At 65.5% G+C, this 17,261-nt stretch carries 15 protein-coding genes and 1 pseudogene; 10 read left to right on the top strand and 6 right to left on the bottom strand.

The features are described 5' to 3' along the window. The first annotated feature begins 1 nt into the window (after window position 1). Window positions 2–1,474: an NAD(P)/FAD-dependent oxidoreductase gene (locus JWQ90_RS18790; RefSeq protein ID WP_299696542.1), complete on the top strand. Its 1,473-nt coding sequence runs from the start codon at window positions 2–4 to the stop codon at window positions 1,472–1,474. A 71-nt stretch (window positions 1,475–1,545) separates the two neighbouring features. Here the strand turns inward: JWQ90_RS18790 and JWQ90_RS18795 are convergent, their stop codons facing one another. Further along, a complete protein-coding gene (locus JWQ90_RS18795) occupies window positions 1,546–2,454 on the bottom strand; it encodes a LysR family transcriptional regulator (RefSeq protein ID WP_299696543.1) in 909 nt (302 codons plus the stop codon). A 99-nt stretch (window positions 2,455–2,553) separates the two neighbouring features. On the opposite strand from JWQ90_RS18795, the gene JWQ90_RS18800 reads away from it, so the two are divergent. Further along, entirely contained in the window at window positions 2,554–3,384 is an 831-nt protein-coding gene (locus tag JWQ90_RS18800) for an SDR family oxidoreductase (RefSeq protein ID WP_299696544.1), read from the top strand. Window positions 3,385–3,456: 72 nt separating this feature from the next. Here the strand turns inward: JWQ90_RS18800 and JWQ90_RS18805 are convergent, their stop codons facing one another. Beyond that, on the bottom strand, window positions 3,457–3,981 hold the full coding sequence (locus JWQ90_RS18805; RefSeq protein WP_299696545.1) for a M48 family metallopeptidase: 525 nt from the start codon (window positions 3,979–3,981) through the stop codon (window positions 3,457–3,459). A 143-nt stretch (window positions 3,982–4,124) separates the two neighbouring features. Here JWQ90_RS18805 and JWQ90_RS18810 point away from each other — a divergent pair, with 143 nt between their 5' ends. Next, the gene (locus JWQ90_RS18810) at window positions 4,125–4,808 is read left to right on the top strand and encodes a VTT domain-containing protein (protein WP_299696546.1); all 684 of its coding nucleotides are present in this window, start codon (window positions 4,125–4,127) and stop codon (window positions 4,806–4,808) included. A gap of 80 nt (window positions 4,809–4,888) precedes the next feature. Here the strand turns inward: JWQ90_RS18810 and JWQ90_RS18815 are convergent. The 3 genes and pseudogenes from JWQ90_RS18815 to JWQ90_RS18825 all read right to left on the bottom strand — a co-directional run. Continuing rightward, a pseudogene (locus JWQ90_RS18815) lies at window positions 4,889–6,328 on the bottom strand (inorganic phosphate transporter); the annotation flags it as partial. 362 nt (window positions 6,329–6,690) lie between these two features. Next, window positions 6,691–6,882, bottom strand: a complete 192-nt coding sequence (locus JWQ90_RS18820; protein WP_299696548.1) for a hypothetical protein — start codon at window positions 6,880–6,882, stop codon at window positions 6,691–6,693. 16 nt (window positions 6,883–6,898) lie between these two features. Next, window positions 6,899–7,195, bottom strand: coding sequence for a hypothetical protein (locus tag JWQ90_RS18825; RefSeq protein ID WP_299696549.1), 297 nt, complete (start codon window positions 7,193–7,195; stop codon window positions 6,899–6,901). Between the two features lie 406 nt (window positions 7,196–7,601). On the opposite strand from JWQ90_RS18825, the gene JWQ90_RS18830 reads away from it, so the two are divergent. The 4 genes from JWQ90_RS18830 to JWQ90_RS18845 all read left to right on the top strand — a co-directional run bounded on the left by JWQ90_RS18830 (window position 7,602) and on the right by JWQ90_RS18845 (window position 13,411). Beyond that, window positions 7,602–8,843: a thiamine pyrophosphate-dependent enzyme gene (locus tag JWQ90_RS18830; protein WP_299696550.1), complete on the top strand. Its 1,242-nt coding sequence runs from the start codon at window positions 7,602–7,604 to the stop codon at window positions 8,841–8,843. Between the two features lie 4 nt (window positions 8,844–8,847). After that, a complete protein-coding gene (locus tag JWQ90_RS18835) occupies window positions 8,848–9,861 on the top strand; it encodes an alpha-ketoacid dehydrogenase subunit beta (protein ID WP_299696551.1) in 1,014 nt (337 codons plus the stop codon). A gap of 1 nt (window position 9,862) precedes the next feature. After that, window positions 9,863–11,095, top strand: coding sequence for a dihydrolipoamide acetyltransferase family protein (locus JWQ90_RS18840; protein WP_299696552.1), 1,233 nt, complete (start codon window positions 9,863–9,865; stop codon window positions 11,093–11,095). Between the two features lie 297 nt (window positions 11,096–11,392). Further along, entirely contained in the window at window positions 11,393–13,411 is a 2,019-nt protein-coding gene (locus JWQ90_RS18845) for a ferritin-like domain-containing protein (protein WP_299696553.1), read from the top strand. A 254-nt stretch (window positions 13,412–13,665) separates the two neighbouring features. On the opposite strand, the gene JWQ90_RS18850 is transcribed toward JWQ90_RS18845, so the two are convergent. Then, entirely contained in the window at window positions 13,666–13,908 is a 243-nt protein-coding gene (locus tag JWQ90_RS18850) for a hypothetical protein (protein WP_299696554.1), read from the bottom strand. Between JWQ90_RS18850 and JWQ90_RS18855 the strand changes: the two genes are divergently transcribed. The 3 genes from JWQ90_RS18855 to JWQ90_RS18865 all read left to right on the top strand — a co-directional run bounded on the left by JWQ90_RS18855 (window position 13,907) and on the right by JWQ90_RS18865 (window position 17,251). After that, window positions 13,907–14,722, top strand: a complete 816-nt coding sequence (locus JWQ90_RS18855) for an N-formylglutamate amidohydrolase (protein WP_299696555.1) — start codon at window positions 13,907–13,909, stop codon at window positions 14,720–14,722. The two genes, JWQ90_RS18850 and JWQ90_RS18855, sit on opposite strands and share 2 nt — an antisense overlap. A gap of 358 nt (window positions 14,723–15,080) precedes the next feature. Beyond that, on the top strand, window positions 15,081–15,464 hold the full coding sequence (locus tag JWQ90_RS18860; RefSeq protein ID WP_299696556.1) for a hypothetical protein: 384 nt from the start codon (window positions 15,081–15,083) through the stop codon (window positions 15,462–15,464). Between the two features lie 122 nt (window positions 15,465–15,586). Then, complete coding sequence (locus JWQ90_RS18865; protein ID WP_299696557.1) at window positions 15,587–17,251, top strand: multicopper oxidase domain-containing protein; 1,665 nt, start codon at window positions 15,587–15,589, stop codon at window positions 17,249–17,251. Window positions 17,252–17,261: the final 10 nt, after the last annotated feature.

Raw genomic sequence — 17,261 nt, forward strand, 5'->3', positions numbered from 1 at the left:
GATGAAGAGGCGGCCTCCTTCCAACATCGAACATTTCGACGTGCTGATCGTCGGCGCCGGTCTGTCGGGTATCGACGCCGCGTACCGGCTGCAGAGCGAATGCTCGGGCAAGCACTACGCGATCCTCGAGGCGCGCGATGCGCTCGGCGGCACCTGGGATCTGTTCCGCTATCCCGGCATCCGCGCAGACTCCGACATGTACACGCTCGGCTTTCCGTTCCGGCCCTGGCGCGGCGATATCTCGATCGCGCCAGGCGACGCGATCCGCGACTACATTCGCGAAACCGCCGAGGAATACGGCATCGACCGCAAGATCCGTTTCGGTCACTGCATCAGCCGCGCCGCCTGGTCGTCGGAGACTTCGCGCTGGACCGTTGAAGGCACGGCAGCCGGCAAGCCGTTCGTGCTCAGCTGCTCGTTCCTGTCGACGTGCTGCGGCTACTACGATTATGCGCAGGGCTACACACCGGAATTCGACGGCATCGAAAATTTTTCCGGGCAGCTGCTGCATCCACAGCAATGGCCCGACCAGCTCGACCTGGCCGGCAAGCGCGTCGTCGTGATCGGCAGCGGCGCCACCGCGGTGACGCTGATCCCGTCGCTGGCGGCACAGGCGGCGCGGGTGACGATGCTGCAGCGCTCGCCGAGCTACATCGTCGCGATGCCGGCCAAAGACCGCATCGCCAACTGGATGCGCGACAAACTGCCGGGCCGTATCGCCGACGCCCTCGCGCGCTGGAAAAACCTGGGCCTCGCGATCCTGCTGTACCAGCTCGCGCAGCGGAGGCCGGAGCGCATCCGCAAAGCGCTGCTGCAGCGGCTGCGCCGGCAGCTCGGGCCGGCGGTCGACGTCGATACGCATTTTTCGCCGGCCTACAAGCCCTGGGATCAGCGCCTGTGCCTGGCACCGGACGGCGATCTGTTCAAGGTGCTGCGCTCGGGGCAGGCGGACATCGTCACCGACCATATCCAGGGTTTCGTCGAGAACGGCATCCGGCTGCGTTCGGGCCGGATACTGGCGGCCGACATCGTCGTGACCGCGACCGGGCTGAACATCAAGCTGATGGGCGGCATCGAGCTGCTCGTCGACGGCGAGCCGGTGAAGCTGGCCGACAAGCTGATCTACAAGGGCATGATGCTCAGCGATGTGCCGAACCTGGCGTTCGCATTCGGCTACACCAATGCCTCGTGGACGCTGAAGTGCGATCTGAGCGCAGGCTACGTGTGCCGGCTGCTGAACCACATGGATCGCAAAGGCTACCAGCGCTGCACGCCGCGGCCGCGCGATGCCGGGCTGACCAGCGTACCGATGTCGACGCTGCGATCCGGCTATCTGCTGCGCGCCAGAGGCCTGGTTCCGCGCCAGGGCTCCAGGGCGCCCTGGCGGGTGCACCAGAACTACGTGATCGATCTCGCGGTGATGAAGTACACCCGCGTCGACGACGGCGTCATGGAATTCGGCAAGGCGGCGTAGGTCGGCAATCCCTTGCCGACGTGTACCTTCAATGCGCAACCGGGGCCTCGCGTCGGCAAAGGATTGCCGGCCTACGCGGGCGAGGTCACTTCCCTGACGACATCGATGAAGGCACGCAGGCCGGCAGCAATGTGGCGATGCTTCGGGAAGTACAGGCACAGCCCCGGGTACGTCGGACACCAGTCGTCCAGTACGCGGACCAGGCGTCCGGCTGCGATGTGGTCCGCGACCGCCCATTCGCTGGTCCAGATCAGGCCGACGCCGTCCAACGCGGCCTCGATCATCAGGTTGTGGTTGTCCAGCGTCATCGAGCCGCTGACGTCGACCAGCTGCTGCTCGCCGCGCTTGTCGAATTCCCATTTGTAGATCGCGCCGCTCGGATACCGGCTGCGCACACACGGATGCTGGGCAAGATCGGCCGGCGAGCGCGGCTTTTTGCGCCGGGCGAAATACTCCGGCGAGCCGACGACGACGAAGCGCAGCGGCCCGCTGCAAGGCACGGCGACCATGTCCTGCGGCACATTTTCGGCCTCGCGAATGCCGGCATCGAAGCCGTCGGCCACGATGTCGACCCGCCGGCCCTCGGTGACGATGTCAACCTGCATGTCCGGGTAACGCCGCAGGAACTCGAACACGAGCGGCCGCAGAATCATCCTGGCGGCGCCTTCGGACGTATTCAGCCGCAGCGTGCCGGTCGGCGTGTCGCGGAATTCGTTGACCGCCTCCATCGCCGCGGATATCTCCCGCAGCGCCGGCTGCACCCGGGCCAGGAACTGCTCGCCGGCTTCAGACAGCGACACGCTGCGCGTTGTGCGGTTGAACAGCCGCACGCCCATGCGCTGCTCCAGCGCCGCGACCGCGTGGCTCAGCGCCGACGGCGACATGCCCAGTTCGCCGGCCGCACGGCGGAAGCTGCGATGCGTGGATACCGCGACCACCGCGTTGAGTTCGAACAGACCCGCCTTGTGCTTGGCGCTCATTGTGCTGATTCCTGCATGACTTCGTGCAAGATTAGCCTGATTGTTTCATCGGTGGGTCACGCCTAATGTGGGTACGCACACCCACCTGGATCACCCTCAATGACCAAGACCGTCCTCATCACCGGCGCCTCGACCGGCTTCGGCAAGTCCGCCGCTCAACTTTTTGCCAGCCACGGCTGGAACGTGACCGCGACGATGCGCGACCCGTCCGCCGGCGCCGAGTTGGCGCAGCTCGACAAGGTGTTCGTCACGCATCTCGACGTGCAGGATCGCGACAGCATCGACCAGGCCATCGCCGCCGGTATCGATCGCTTCGGCCGCATCGACGTGCTGGTCAACAATGCCGGCTTCGGCCTGTTCGGCATCTTCGAATCGACGCCGCGCGACAAGATCCAGCAGCAGTTCGACGTCAACCTGTTCGGCGTGATGGATGTCACCCGCGCGCTGCTGCCGCACTTCCGCCGCAACCGGGCCGGCGTGATCGTCAACGTCAGTTCCGGCGCCGGCGTGTTCGGCCTGCCGATGATCTCGCCGTACACCGCCAGCAAGTTTGCGCTCGAAGGTTTCTCGGAGTCGCTTTCCTACGAGCTGCTGTCGCAGAACATCGTCGTCAAGATCGTTGAGCCGGGCGGCGTGCTCAGCACGCAGTTCGGCACGCGCTCGAGCGCCGAAGCGGTGCAGGTCTCTGCGCCGAAAGATTACGAGCGCTTTGTCGAAGGCAGCCTCGCGGTGTTCGCCGGTCTGCGCGCGGCACGCCTGGCGACGTCCGAGGATGTCGCCCGGGTTATCTTCGATGCGGCGACTGACGGCAGCGATCGTCTGCGCTATCTGGCGACGAAGGACATCGAGCCCCTCGTGAAGGCGCGCCGGGAAACTTCCGAAGACGAGTACGTGGCGATGATGCGCTCGCGGTATCTGGCGAAGTCTTGATTTGCGAACAGTAGGAGCGGCCCTTGGCCGCGATTGTGACGATCAGGCCTCGATCGCGGCCAAGGGCCGCTCCTACAGTGGCTTGAGCGTAACGGCAGCGGCACTGTCCACCAGCTCCCGATGCGCCAGATACAGCCGCAGATCGAACTCGATCTGGTGGTAGTCCGGCAGCATGTGCCGGCACAGCTGGTAGAAGGCCTTGTTGTGCTCGGATTCCTTCAGATGCGCGAGTTCATGCACGACGACCATCTCGAGAAATTCCGGCGGTGCGTCCTTGAACAGCGAGGCGATGCGGATTTCCTGCTTGGATTTGAGCCTGCCGCCCTGCACGCGCGAGATCGTGGTGTGCAGGCCGAGCACGCTGCGCAGCACGTCCATCTTGTTCTGGTAGACAACCTTGTGCAGCGAAGCGGCGCTGCGGAGGTACTGCTGCTTCAGACCGATCGCGTACTCGTACAGCGCCTTGTCGGTGCGGATCTCGTGCCTTGCCGCATAGCGGCGATGCAGATAGCCGGCCAGCCGATCGGTCTCGATCAGCTCGCGGACCTGCGCCTGCGTGGCGGCCGGATAGGCGTCGAAATAACGAAGCACGGACATCGCGCCACTATACCGGTGAGCTGCTCGGCGGTATCGGCCTTGCGGCCGCCCGGTCTTTGGCCTCAGAAGACGCCCACGCGGTAGCATCCGGCGGCGCACTGCGCGCTGCGCCACACGACTGACCGAGCACGGAGCCGCGATTGATGATCAACGTCGACCCGACCACGCTGCGAGCCGAACGCCGCACCGGCAGGCTGGCGCGCATAGCGGCCCTGGGGCTGGTCGCGGCCGGAGTCGCCTGCGCGTTCTGGCTGCGCGCCGAGCATGTGCAATGGTCGGCCGAGTCGTTGCGCGTCTGGATACTGCAGTGGCCGATGGCGCCAGCCGCGTTCGTCGCGGTGATGGTGCTGCGGCCTTTTCTGCTGATTCCATCCTTGTTACTGATGACCGCCGGCGGCGCGCTGTTCGGTGTCGTGGCCGGCACCCTGCTCGGCGCGATCGGCGGCGCGATCAGCGGCGTGATGATGTTCTGGCTGGCGCGCAGCCTAGGCCGCGACTTCGTCGAGCGCCGGCTCGGCGCAAGACTGGCACGGGTCGACAGCTACTTTCACGAGCGCGGCGCCAAGCTGGTCGCGCTGTACACCGCATTCCCGGCGACGCCGCTCAGCATCGCCCAGGTCGCCTGCGGACTGTCGTCGATACGGATACTGCCGTTCACCATCGCGACGCTGATCGGCGTGCTGCCGCGTACCGCTCTGCTCGCCTGGTTCGGCGATTCGCTGGCGCAGCAGCAATGGCGGCGTGCGGCTGCGGCGCTGGTGCTGATTGCGCTCGCGATCATGATCGGGCTGGCGATACGCCGCCGCATCGCCGCGCCAAAAGCGTAGGTCGGCAATCCTTTGCCGACGTGAAGCCTCGATTGCGCATCGACCGCTCACGTCGGCAAGGGATTGCCGACCTACGAAAATCAGACGCCGAACACCCGGAACACCAGGAACAAGCCGGCGGCGAACAGGCCCGCACCTAGCAGCACGCAGACCGGCAAGGTCAGCACCCAGGCGAGCAGGATGTTGCGCACGGTGCTCTTCTGCAGCCCGCCGCCGTTTGCGACCATCGTGCCGGCGATGCCGGACGACAGCACGTGCGTGGTGCTGACCGGCAGGCCGAGCACGTCGGCGGCTTCGATGGTCGCGAATGCCACCAGCTCGGCCGATGCGCCCTGGCCGTAGTTCAGATGCGCCTTGCCGATGCGCTCGCCGACGGTGACGACGATGCGCTTCCAGCCGATCATCGTGCCCAGGCCCAGCGCCAGCGCGACGGCGATCTTGACCCATATCGGGATGTACGAGGTCAGGCTCTTGACGTCCTTGCCATACGAGCTGAGCAGACTCTTGTCGATCGCCGGCGGCAGCTGCTTGGCCTTGTCCAGCCGCGTCAGCGATTCGCTGATCAGGTACAGATCGCTGCGCACGCTGCTGCGCTGGTCCGGCGCGACTTCGTTGAGGCTCTTGATGCCGCCGAGCCGGTGCGCGAGTTCGCCGTTGAGCGCACCCAGTGCCAGCAGCGTCGTGTCGTCGAACTGCTTCTTGCGCAGATACAGCGTGACGATCTTGCGCGCGTCTTCTGCGCTTGGCTGCGCCGCGGTACCGGCGAGCGCGCCCTGCACCGTCGTCGCCTGCTGCTCGATGTGCTGCAGGGTTTCGGGCTTCGCGTTCTGGTTGAGCGCAAACGCGACCGGCGCGGCGCCGATCACGATCAGCATGATCAGGCCCATGCCCTTCTGCCCGTCGTTGGAGCCGTGCGCGAACGACACGCCGGTGCAGGTCGCGATCAGCAGCAGGCGCACCGGCCACGGCGGCGGCACATCACCTTTCGGCGCTTCGAACAGCGCCTTGTTGCGGATCACGGCGCGCATCAGCAACAGCAGCAGCGCGGCACCCGCGAAGCCGATCATCGGCGAAATCAGCAGCGCCTTGCCGGTGTCGGCGAGCTTGGCCCAGTTGACGCCGTCACCGAAAGCGGAATCAGCCGACAGGTAGGAATTCATCAGGCCGACGCCGACGATCGAGCCGATCAGCGTATGCGAGCTGGAAGCCGGCAGGCCCATGTACCAGGTGCCGAGATTCCAGATGATCGCCGACAGCAGCAAGGCGAAGATCATCGCGAAACCGGCGCCGGAGCCGACATTGAGCACCAGCTCGACCGGCAGCAGCGCGACGATGCCGAAGGCCACGGCACCACTGGAGGTCAACACGCCGATGAAGTTCCAGGTACCCGACCAGACCACCGCCGGGCCCGGCTTCAGGGTGTTCGTATAAATCACCGTCGCCACCGCGTTGGCGGTGTCGTGAAAGCCGTTGACGAATTCAAATGCCAGCGCCAATGCCAGCGCCAGACCCAGCGTGATCAGCGCTGGCGTCCCGATCCCAAGAAACTCGAACATCCGGCTCTCCGCCTTGTCGTTGCAGGGGGCGATATTGCCCATGCTTGCTGGTCGGATAATCTAAGTTGCGCGGATGTCGCTTCGATTACAGACCAGACGTACGATGATCTTCGAGTCCGTACGGGTGAAACACGGACACCGCGACTTTTTTCGGGGGCCTCTTGAACTTTTCGACGCGGCTCCTATCTATATCTGCGAGTGTGGATCTCTCCCTATTCACACTCCCCCCGCCTTCACTCCCTGGGGCGGGAACCGGCGTCCCCCAAGCCGGAGCTGTGGTCCCGTGAGCCCTCCCCCTGGCTCACGGGATTTTTTTTTGCGGCGCGCTAGGTCGGTTCGGAACGCTGGCGATCCGCGATGATCGCGGCACGCAGCGACTCGTCGACCTCGATGGTCTGCTCACCGAGAAAGCGCGCCCAGGCGATACGGGCGCCGTCCATCTGATACACCACGATGCGCGACTGCCACTCGATCACGCCGAGGCCCGGTTGCATGCGGTGATTCGGTTCTGCGCTCAAGCCAGGGCTCCGGAATTCACACCAGCGGCTTGAACCGGCCGTCGTCGAACTCTTCGGGCGGGCGCGCCCATAGCGAACCGTTCTCGGCGCGGTAGATCACCAGCTGGTCGCCTTCGACGATTTCGCGGCTGGACTGAACTTCACCGCGGCCCAGTTCGGCGTAGACGCTGCCACGCTTCAGGTGCCGGTGCGTCGGCGGGCCGAGGCCGGCGGAGCGCTCCAGGTCGGCGATGCGCTGCGCCTGGCGCTCGATCTCGACCTGAAGCTCGGCGAGGCGCTGTTGCAGGCTTTGCTGGCTCGGGTTCTGGCTCATCGGGCACTCCCATAGGGGCGACAGGGACAATAGTAACTCGTCACAACGGCAAGCCCTTGCCGATCTGCGCGGTGCGGCTGCGGGTAGGTCGGCAATCCTTTGCCGACGTGAGGCCCCGGTTGCGCATTGAAGGTACACGTCGGCAAGGGATTGCCGACCTACGGCTTGGGCAATACGTTCTTGGGTAATAGGTCGCGATCGTGTGCTCGGCCAGCTCGGCCACCGGCAGGTTATAGAATGCTCCGACAACAACGGCCGGAATGGGCCTTTCGGAGGAGAATCCGATGCTGCAAACGACGCCCTTCGACACTAGCGAACGCCGGCCCTGCGCCAGGGCGGCGGCCCGCTTGTCGGCAGGCGTGCGCGCGGCCGGACACTCTGGGCCTCTCGCAGCTGGAGTAGCACGATGAGCGACGGCACCACACTGCCCCCCCTTTCCCTGCATATCCCGGAGCCGAAAGCGCGGCCGGGCGAGGCACCCGACTTCGGCGAGATGCACCTGTCGCCGGCCGGCGCGGTTCAGCGCCCGGCGGCGACAGCGCCCGAAACCGATCTGCGCTTCTACCCCTACCAGCTGATCCGCGTGCTCGACGACGAGCACCAGGCGCTGGGCGACTGGGACCCGAAGCTCGATACCCAGACCCTGCTCAAGGGTCTGCGCTACATGATGCTGACCCGCGCCTACGACGAGCGCATGGTGCTCGTGCAGCGCCAGGGCAAGACCAGTTTCTACATGAAGTCCACCGGCGAAGAAGCAGTGGCGGTGGCGCAGGCGATGGCGCTGGACCGCGGCGACATGCTGTTCCCAAGCTATCGCCAGCAGGGCCTGCTGGTGGCGCGCGACTGGCCGCTGCTCGACATGATGTGCCAGGTGTTGAACAACCATCGCGACCGCCTGAAAGGCCGCCAGTTGCCGGTGATGTATTCGGCCCGCGACGCCGGCTTCTTCTCGATCTCCGGCAATCTCGGTACCCAGTTTCCGCAGGCCGTGGGCTGGGCGATGGCCTCGGCGCTGAAGGGCGACACGCGCATCGCCGCGGCCTGGGTCGGCGACGGCACGACCGCCGAGGGCGACTTTCACCATGCTTTGACGTTTGCGAGCGTGTACCAGGCGCCGGTGCTGCTCAACGTGGTCAACAACCAGTGGGCGATCTCGACGTTCCAGGGCTTTGCCGGCGGCGAACGCGCGACCTTCGCGCAGCGCGCGCTGGGCTTCGGCATCCCCGGCATGCGCGTCGACGGCAATGATTTTCTGGCGGTCTATGCGGTCACCGCCTGGGCTGCGGAGCGTGCGCGTCGCAATCTGGGGCCGACGCTGATCGAACTCGTCACCTATCGCGCCGCGCCGCATTCGACCAGCGATGATCCGTCCGCGTATCGCCCTCAGACCGAGGCCGCGCAGTGGCCGCTGGGCGATCCGATCGATCGGCTGATGCGCCATCTGGTCGCATGCGGCCACTGGAACGAGGCGCGGCACCAGGCCTTGACCCGGGAACTCGACGACTACGTGAAAGCCCAGCTCAAGGAAGCCGAAAGCCACGGCACGCTCGGCACATCGAAGCACTCGCCGGACAGCATGTTCGAAGACGTGTTCAAGGACGTGCCCATCCACCTGCAGCGGCAGCGCCGCGAAATGCAGGAGGGCTGAAGCCATGGCCGCGATGAACATGATCCAGGCAATCAACTCGGCCATCGACACGACGATGGAGCGCGACGAGAACGTCGTGGTCTTCGGTGAAGACGTCGGCTACTTCGGCGGCGTTTTCCGCTGCACCGCGGGCCTGCAGAAGAAGTACGGCAAAAAACGGGTGTTCGATTCGCCGATCTCCGAAGGCGGCATCATGGCTACCGCGATCGGCATGGGCGTCTATGGCCTGCGCCCGGTCACCGAGATCCAGTTCGCCGACTACATCTACCCAGCCTTCGACCAGCTGGTGTCGGAAGCCGCGCGCCTGCGCTATCGCAGCGGCGGTGAATTCTTCGCGCCGCTGACGGTGCGCTCGCCCTGCGGCGGCGGCATCTTTGGCGGCCAGACCCACAGCCAGAGCCCCGAGAGCATGTTCACGCATGTCTGCGGCCTGAAGACGGTGATGCCGTCCAATCCCTACGACGCAAAGGGTCTGCTGATCACCGCGATCGAGGACGACGACCCGGTCGTGTTCTTCGAGCCCAAGCGCATCTACAACGGGCCCTTCGACGGCCATCACGAGCGTCCGCTGACACCCTGGTCCAAGCATGCGATGGGCGAAGTGCCCGAGGCCTATTACAAGATCCCGCTGGGCAAAGCCGCGATCGTGCGGCCCGGCGAGAAGCTCACCGTAATCACCTACGGCACGATGGTGCACGTCTGCCTGGCGGCGGTGGAGCAAGCCCAGGTCGACGCCGAGGTGATCGATCTGCGGTCCCTGCTGCCGCTGGACCTGGACACCATCGTCGACTCGGTCAAGAAAACCGGTCGCTGCGTGATCGTGCACGAGGCGACGCGCACCTGCGGCTTCGGTGCCGAGCTGATGGCGGTGGTGCAGGAGAACTGCTTCTGGTCGCTGGAGGCGCCGATCGAGCGTGTCACCGGCTGGGACACGCCCTACCCGCATGCGCTGGAATGGGCCTATTTCCCCGGCCCGGATCGCGTCGCCAAGGCGCTGAAGAAAGTGGCGGAGGCCTGAGATGTCGCGCTACGTATTCAAGCTGCCGGACGTCGGCGAAGGCATCGCGGAATCCGAGATCGCGACCTGGCGGGTCAAGCTTGGCGAGCGCGTCGTCGAGGACCAGCCGCTGGTCGACATGCTCACCGACAAGGCCGCGGTCGAAATTCCGTCGCCGGTGTCCGGCGTGATCGTCGCGCTATACGGCGAGGCCGGCGACAAGGTCGCGGTCGGCGGTGCGCTGCTGGAAATCGAAACGGCTGCGGACGATGCCGGGGCTGCGACAGCCGAAGCCAGCGTTGTGGCGAAACCGGCCGTGGAGGCACCGGCAGCGAAAGCGGCGCCGCTCGCAGCGGCCCCCGCGCCGGTTTCGGTGTCGGTTTCGGTCCGCCCGGCCGGCGAGAAACCGCAGACCTCGCCGGCGGTACGCAAGCGCGCCCGCGAACTCGACATCGATCTGAACCTGGTGCCCGGCACCGGGCCGCGTGGCCGCATCACACTCGACGACGTCAGCGGCCACGCGCCGGCATCGGCGAAACCGGCGTCGGCCGACGACGACACGGTCGAAGCGATCAAGATCATCGGCCTGCGCCGCAAGATCGCCGAGACCCTGCAGCGCACGATGCAGCGCATCCCGCATTTCGCGTATGTCGAAGAGATCGATGTCACCGAGCTCGAATCGCTGCGCGTGCATCTGAACGCGGTGCACGGCCAGGAGCGCGGCAAGCTGACGCTGCTGCCTTTCCTGATCCGCGCGCTGGCCAAAGTCCGCGGCCGCTTCCCGCAGATCAACGCGACTTACGACGACGAAGCCAACATCGTCTATCGGCACTCGGCGCTGCATGTGGGCATCGCCACGCAGACAGCTCAGGGCCTGGTCGTGCCGGTCGCACGCCATGCGCAGAACCTGGATCTGTGGAGCGCCGCCGCCGAAATCCGCCGGCTCGCCGACGCGGCCCGCAGCGGCAAGGCCAGGCGCGAGGAACTTAGCGGCTCGACGATCACCATCACCAGCCTCGGCGCGACGGGCGGCATCGTCACCACGCCGGTGATCAATGCGCCGGAAGTCGCGATCATCGGCGTCAACAAGATGATCGAGCGCCCGGTGATCCGCAACGGCGCCGTCGTGCCGCGGCTGATGATGAACCTGTCGTCCTCATTCGATCACCGCATCGTCGACGGCTTCGACGCCGCCGAGTTCATCCAGGCGATCAAGGCCCTGCTCGAACACCCGGCGACGCTGTACCTGGATTGAACGAACGTAGGTCGGCAATCCTTTGCCGACATGTACCTTCGATGCGCAACCGGGGCCTCTGCTCGCGGGCCATGGCCCGGTGTAGGGCGGGTCGTGACCCGCCGTGTCAAACCCGAGCAAAAGCGGCGGGTCACGACCCGCCCTACGGTCTTGCCGGCCAGCGGCGCCGAGTTCAGCTCGCCCCGAAGGGCACGCTGATCCGTGCGAGCGCGGCGGCGATCCGTGCGAGCGCGGCGGCGCTGCGGCATGCTGTTGCATCCGCCACGCGCACAAGCGCCAGCCAGGGAGCGGCAAGCGATGGACTTTTCGACCAATCAGCCGATGGACCCGATGGATCAGCAGCTCAGCACACTCGCACCGAGCCGCGAGCAGCTGGTGCATTCGCTGTACGAAGCCGCCGAGCTCGAGCACTGCCTGATGTGCACCTACCTGTACGCAGCGGCGAGCCTGAAAACCAGTGTCGACGAAGGCCTGAGCGCGGCGCAGGCCGAGACAACCACGCGCTGGCGGCGCACGATCATCGAAGTCGCGATTGAGGAGATGAGCCATCTCGCCGCGGTGTGGAACATCACCTCCGCGCTCGGCGGCACGCCGCGCTTCGGCCGCGCCAATTTCCCGCTCGACCCCGGTGCGCTGCCGGCCGGCATCGTCGTCAAGCTGGCACCGTTCAACGTGGAAACCCTGCAGCACTTCATCCACCTGGAGCGGCCGCTGGGCTCGACCGAAGCCGACGGTGAGGGCTTCGCACCCGAGCGCCAGTTCATCCGCGGCTCGGACACGCCGCGGCTGACGCCGATGGCGATGGACTACCAGACCGTCGGCGAGTTCTACATCGTGCTGTCCGACCGGCTGCGGCGGATGTCGGACGTACTCGGCGACGATGCGACGTTTTGCGGCGACCGCGGCCTGCAGCTGACGCCGTCCGAGCTGAAGCTGGCCGGCGCCAAGCCGGTGCTGTGCCTGAAGACCGCATTGCAGGCCTTCGACGCGATCGTGCAGCAGGGCGAAGGCTCGCCGGAATCGTCCGAGAACTCTCACTACGCGCGCTTCGCAGCGATCCGCAGCGAGTATCGGCAACTGCTCGAAGCCGATCCGGCATTCGTGCCGGGCCTCCCCGCCGCGACCAACCCGGTGCTGCGCCGCCCGCCACGCCCGGAAGGCCGCGTGTGGCTCGAGGACAAGCAGGCGATCGAGACCGTCGACCTGGCCAACGCCTGCTACGGCCTGATGCTGCGGCTGCTCGCGTACGCCTACGTGGTGCCGGGGCCGTCAGAAGAAAAATCGCTGGCGGTGGATCTGGCGACCTGCCTGATGCGCGCCTGCACGCCGCTGGCCGAGCATGCTGCGCGGCTGCCGTCGGGGCCGTCGAATCCGCAGTGCCATGCCGGCATGTCGTATACCGCGCTGCGCGATGCCGCACCGCTCGCGCCCGGCCCGTCGAGCTGGCGTTTCTTCGGCGAACGCATGGCCGACCTGGCGCGCGCCGGTTCGGCATTGGCCATCGCGGCCGGCAACGAGCGCACCCAGCGCGCCGCCGCCTTGCTGGCGTCGCTGGCGACGCGCACCCAGCGCGCACAACAAAAAGGCTTCGCCTCCAGGACGGCAGCTGCCGCCAAGCTGCCGCTGCCCCCTGCGGCGGCGCCAATACCGCCCGTGCCAGTCCTCGTCAACGGCGTCGAGAACATCGAAGGCAGCAAGCTGACGCTGCTCTACGAAGGCAAGCGCTGCATCCACGCCCGCTTCTGCGTTACCGGCGCGCCGAAAGTGTTCCTGGCCAACGTGCAGGGGCCGTGGATTCATCCGGACGCGATGGACGTGGAACGCCTCGCCGACATCGCGCACGCCTGCCCGTCCGGCGCGATCCGCTACCAGCGCAAGGACGGCCGGCCGAACGAGGAAGCGCCGCCGGTCAACCTGATCGCGATCCGCGAAGGCGGCCCCTATGCGGTGCGCGGACCGCTGATGATCGAAGGCGAGTTCAGCGGATTCCGCGCCACGCTGTGCCGCTGCGGCGCGTCGAAGAACAAGCCGTACTGCGACAGCTCGCATCACGACATCGGCTTTCACGCCAGCGGCGAGCCGCAGACCGGCGTCGCCGATACCAGCGCCGCGATGCTCGAGCTGCGCGACGGCGATCTGGCGATCGAGCCCGAGATCGACGGCCCGCTGCAGTTCCGCGGCAACCTCGAGATCACCAGCGGCACCGGGCGCGTGGTATCAAGAGTCACGCAGGCACGCCTGTGCCGCTGCGGCGCCAGCAATACCAAGCCGTTCTGCGACAACAGCCATGCGCGCATCGGGTTCAGGTCGAGCTGAAGGCCGGCCTACGGGCTGCGGCGACCGGCGACTAGGCGCATAATGCAATCTGGTACGGCGTTGAAACACCACACGCCGTCGCCTGATGGACGCCCCAGCATTGCAACCTGGCCGCCGATCGCGCAGCCCCGCAGTGCTCTCTACATGCTCCGGCGCCTCGCCTTCTGCCAGCTGCGCTTCACGGCCCTGCCACGCTGTCTGGGCGCCCGGTCCCTCGTTTATCTACGCCAGATTTATTCGCCAGATTCATTCGATCAGCACACCAAGGAGAACTTCTCATCGCAAAGCCCAACTATCAATTCGCCAAGCGCCAGAAAGAACTGGCCAAGAAGAACAAGAAGGCCGAGAAGGAGCAGCGCAAGGCCAGCAGCAGCAATACGAACGACACCAGCAGCGACGCCGCCGAAACCAAAGACGAAAGCGCTCCCGAGTAGCGCGAGGCGCCGCCCCCGGGGCGGCGGCTGTTGCAATGATTCAATCAAAGCGGAAGGCACCATGAGCACCATCCAAACCACAACGATGCATTCTTCCGGCGGCGACGCGACGCGCCTGCTGGCCGCCGGCGAACCAGCGGCACTGACGGTGGAGCGCGAAGACGGCGGCTCGGACTTCGTGTTCGCCTGCGACCATGCCGGCCACCTGATCCCGCGCGCACTCGGATCACTCGGCCTGTCCGAGACCGAGCTGAGCAGCCACGTCGCCTGGGACATCGGCGCCGCCGGCGTTGCGCGCGTACTGGCCGAGCGCCTGGACGCGACCCTGGTAATGCAGAACTACTCGCAGCTGGTGATCGACTGCAACCGCCCGCTGACCGCGGACGACTCGATCCCGGGCCGCAGCGAATGGGTACAGATCGAGGGCAACGAGCACCTGCTGCCAGAGCAGATCGAAGCGCGCCAGTCCGAAATCTTCGCGCCGTATCACGACGGACTGAACGCGATCCTCGACCGTCGCCAGCGCGACCGCCGCCGCACCGTGCTGATCACCATCGCCAGCTTCACACCGACCTATCGCAGCAGCGAGCGGCCGTGGCAGATCGGCGTCGCCTACGGCAACGACTCGCGCCTGGCCGCGATCGTGCTCAAGCTACTGCGCCGCGACGAGCGCCTGCTGGTCGGCGACAACGAGCCCTATCCGATCGAGGATGCCGTCGCCTACACGCTGCCGCAGCACGGCGAGGCCCGCAACCTCGCCCACGTCGGCCTGCTGATCCGCCAGGATCTGATCGCCGACGAAACCGGCCAGAAAACCTGGGCCGGCCGCTTCGCCAGCCTGCTGAAACAGGCCGGTGGGATGCTTGATAGCCACTGAGCGATGGAGCCTCTGACTCACGACACGAGCATCAAGTCCCATTGATAAGCGTGTAGATTGGGGTGAGCGTAGCGAACCCCAACATCGGCGCGGAACGAATGTTGGGGTTCGCTACGCTCACCCCAACCTACTCGGCTAGTGGGCTGTAATCGATGAACTGCACCGAACGCGAACTGCAGGCCGACTTCAATTGGCTCGTCCTAACCTCAGCCTAAACAAAAAGAGCGAATACGGCCGTGCCAATATCACGCAATGCGGTAGAACCCAACGAGCCGCTCCGGCCACGGCGAGCACCCGCTTCGACGGCGAGGCCGTGACCGAGTTTCAGCTTTGACGCTATGCCTCGGGAGCAGCACTGATGTTGTGGCAAATATACTTCTGGTTGCTTGCCGCCATGCTCGTGTTGCCAGTCCCTGTAAAACTGCTGGCGTACTTCTCGGGCAAGGACAAAAGCTCAATGCTCGTGAAGGCAGAAGAAACGACCAATGCGTGTTTCTTTTGCGTCGGACTTATTGGCCTCCATGGTTACATTCATAGCGTCCACGTTGGCCCCGCAGGCGTTTGGTATCTCTGGCTTGGCATCGCCCTGGCCTGGTCTGTTCTGGCACTCTTTTGGTCGCCAAAGCTGGCGCACGCCGGCCATGTTCTCGGCTTACGCAAAGCGAGGATATTGGCCGGCGCCAGCACCGTCTTACTGCTGCCCCTGTTGTTCGCCGTCTATTCCTATGCAAGCCAAGCGTAAATTGGCTCGGGCTTCATCAAACTGCAACATCGCCTTTCGCAGAATCCGAGAAGCCGCATCCGGGCCATGATGCTAATCAGCCCGGCAATGCAGACCTCTCACTCGCATTCCGATCGTTGCCAATGTCATTCAACCGGCGCAGGTTTCTGCGCGATACCGCCGCCATCGCCGCCGGCTTGATGGCCTCGCCGCTCAATGCGACCGATGCCCTGATTCTGCCGATGTGCCGGGGGCCGCGGCTGATCAAGACGGGGCTGAACGCAGCGGCGGGCCCGCAGCGCGTCGCGCTGAATCCCAATCGACTCGCGCGCTTCGTCGATGCGCTGCCGATTCCCAAAGTCGCGACGAGTAGCGACCTGCGCGCGAGCCCGGACGACGCGCGGCTCAAGCTGCCTTATTACCGTGTGGAGATGCGCGAAGTGACATCTCAGCTACATCGCGACCTTGCGCCGACGCGCCAGTGGAGCTATGGCGGCAGCGTACCGGGGCCGACGTTCGAGACGCGCAGTCATCAGGGCCTGTTGATCGAATGGGTCAATGCACTGCCGGCCAAGCACTTTCTGACTATCGATTTCGGGCTGCACGGCGCGGAGGCCGCGAATCCCGAAGTGCGCACCGTGGCGCATGTGCATGGCGCCAAGACTCCGCCGGGCAGCGATGGCTACCCGGAACTCTGGTACGCGCCGGGCCAGTCGGCCACGTATCACTACCCCAACCGGCAGGATGCGGCGACGCTGTGGTATCACGATCACGCCATGGGCATCACGCGGCTCAATATTTTTGCCGGGCTGCTGGGCCTGTTCATCGTGCGCGACGAGGCCGAGGATGCGCTGGATCTGCCGCGCGGCGAATACGAAATTCCGCTGGTGCTGTACGACCGCACGCTGGATCGTGACGCGCAGCTGTTCTACCCGGATTCCGGCGATCCGAATGCGCCCTGGATACCCGAGGTCTACGGCAACGTCTCGCTGTGCAACGGCAAGATGTTCCCATTTCTCGACGTGGAGCCACGCGCCTATCGGCTGCGCGTGGTCAACGCGGCCAACGGGCGTTTCTACAATCTTGCGCTGTCGAACCATCAGGCGTTCAGGCAGATCGGATGTGATCTGGGCCTGCTGCCGCAGCCGGTGGAACTGGCGACCGTCACACTGTTTCCGGGTGAGCGCGCCGATCTGGTGATCGATTTCAGCGGCCATGCGGGCGAAAAGATCGTGCTGAAGAACCAGAACGATGAACTGCTGCAATTTCGCGTTACGCAGAGCACGGCCAAGGCCAGCGTGGCGCTACCGGCGAGCCTGCGCGCGGTGCCGCAGATGGACGAGTCGCAGGCGGTGAAGACGCGCGTGCTGACGCTCGGCGAGCGCGACGACTATCAGGGCAACTCGACCACGGTGCTGCTCGACGGCAAGCGCTGGGACGCGCCGATCAGCGAAAAGCCGGTGCTCGACAGCACCGAGATCTGGAGCTTCGTCAACATCACCGGCGACACGCATCCGGTACATCTGCATCTGGTGCGTTTCCAGATTCTTGATCGCCGGCCGTTCGATCTTTTTGCATGGAATGCGAAGAAGTCGCTCGAATACACCGGCCCTGCGCAAAAACCGGCGCCCGGCGAATCGGGCTGGAAGGACACCGTGCGCTGCGACCCCGGCGAGGTCACGCGCATCATCGTGCGCTTCGAGGGCTATGCAGGCCGCTATGTCTGGCACTGCCATCTGCTGGAGCACGAGGACAACGAGATGATGCGGCCGTATGAGATTGTCGCGGCGGGGTCGAGAGCCGTGTAGGTTGGGGTGA

It is taken from the genome of Hydrocarboniphaga sp. (genome assembly GCF_028291725.1).
Lineage (GTDB): Bacteria > Pseudomonadota > Gammaproteobacteria > Nevskiales > Nevskiaceae > Hydrocarboniphaga.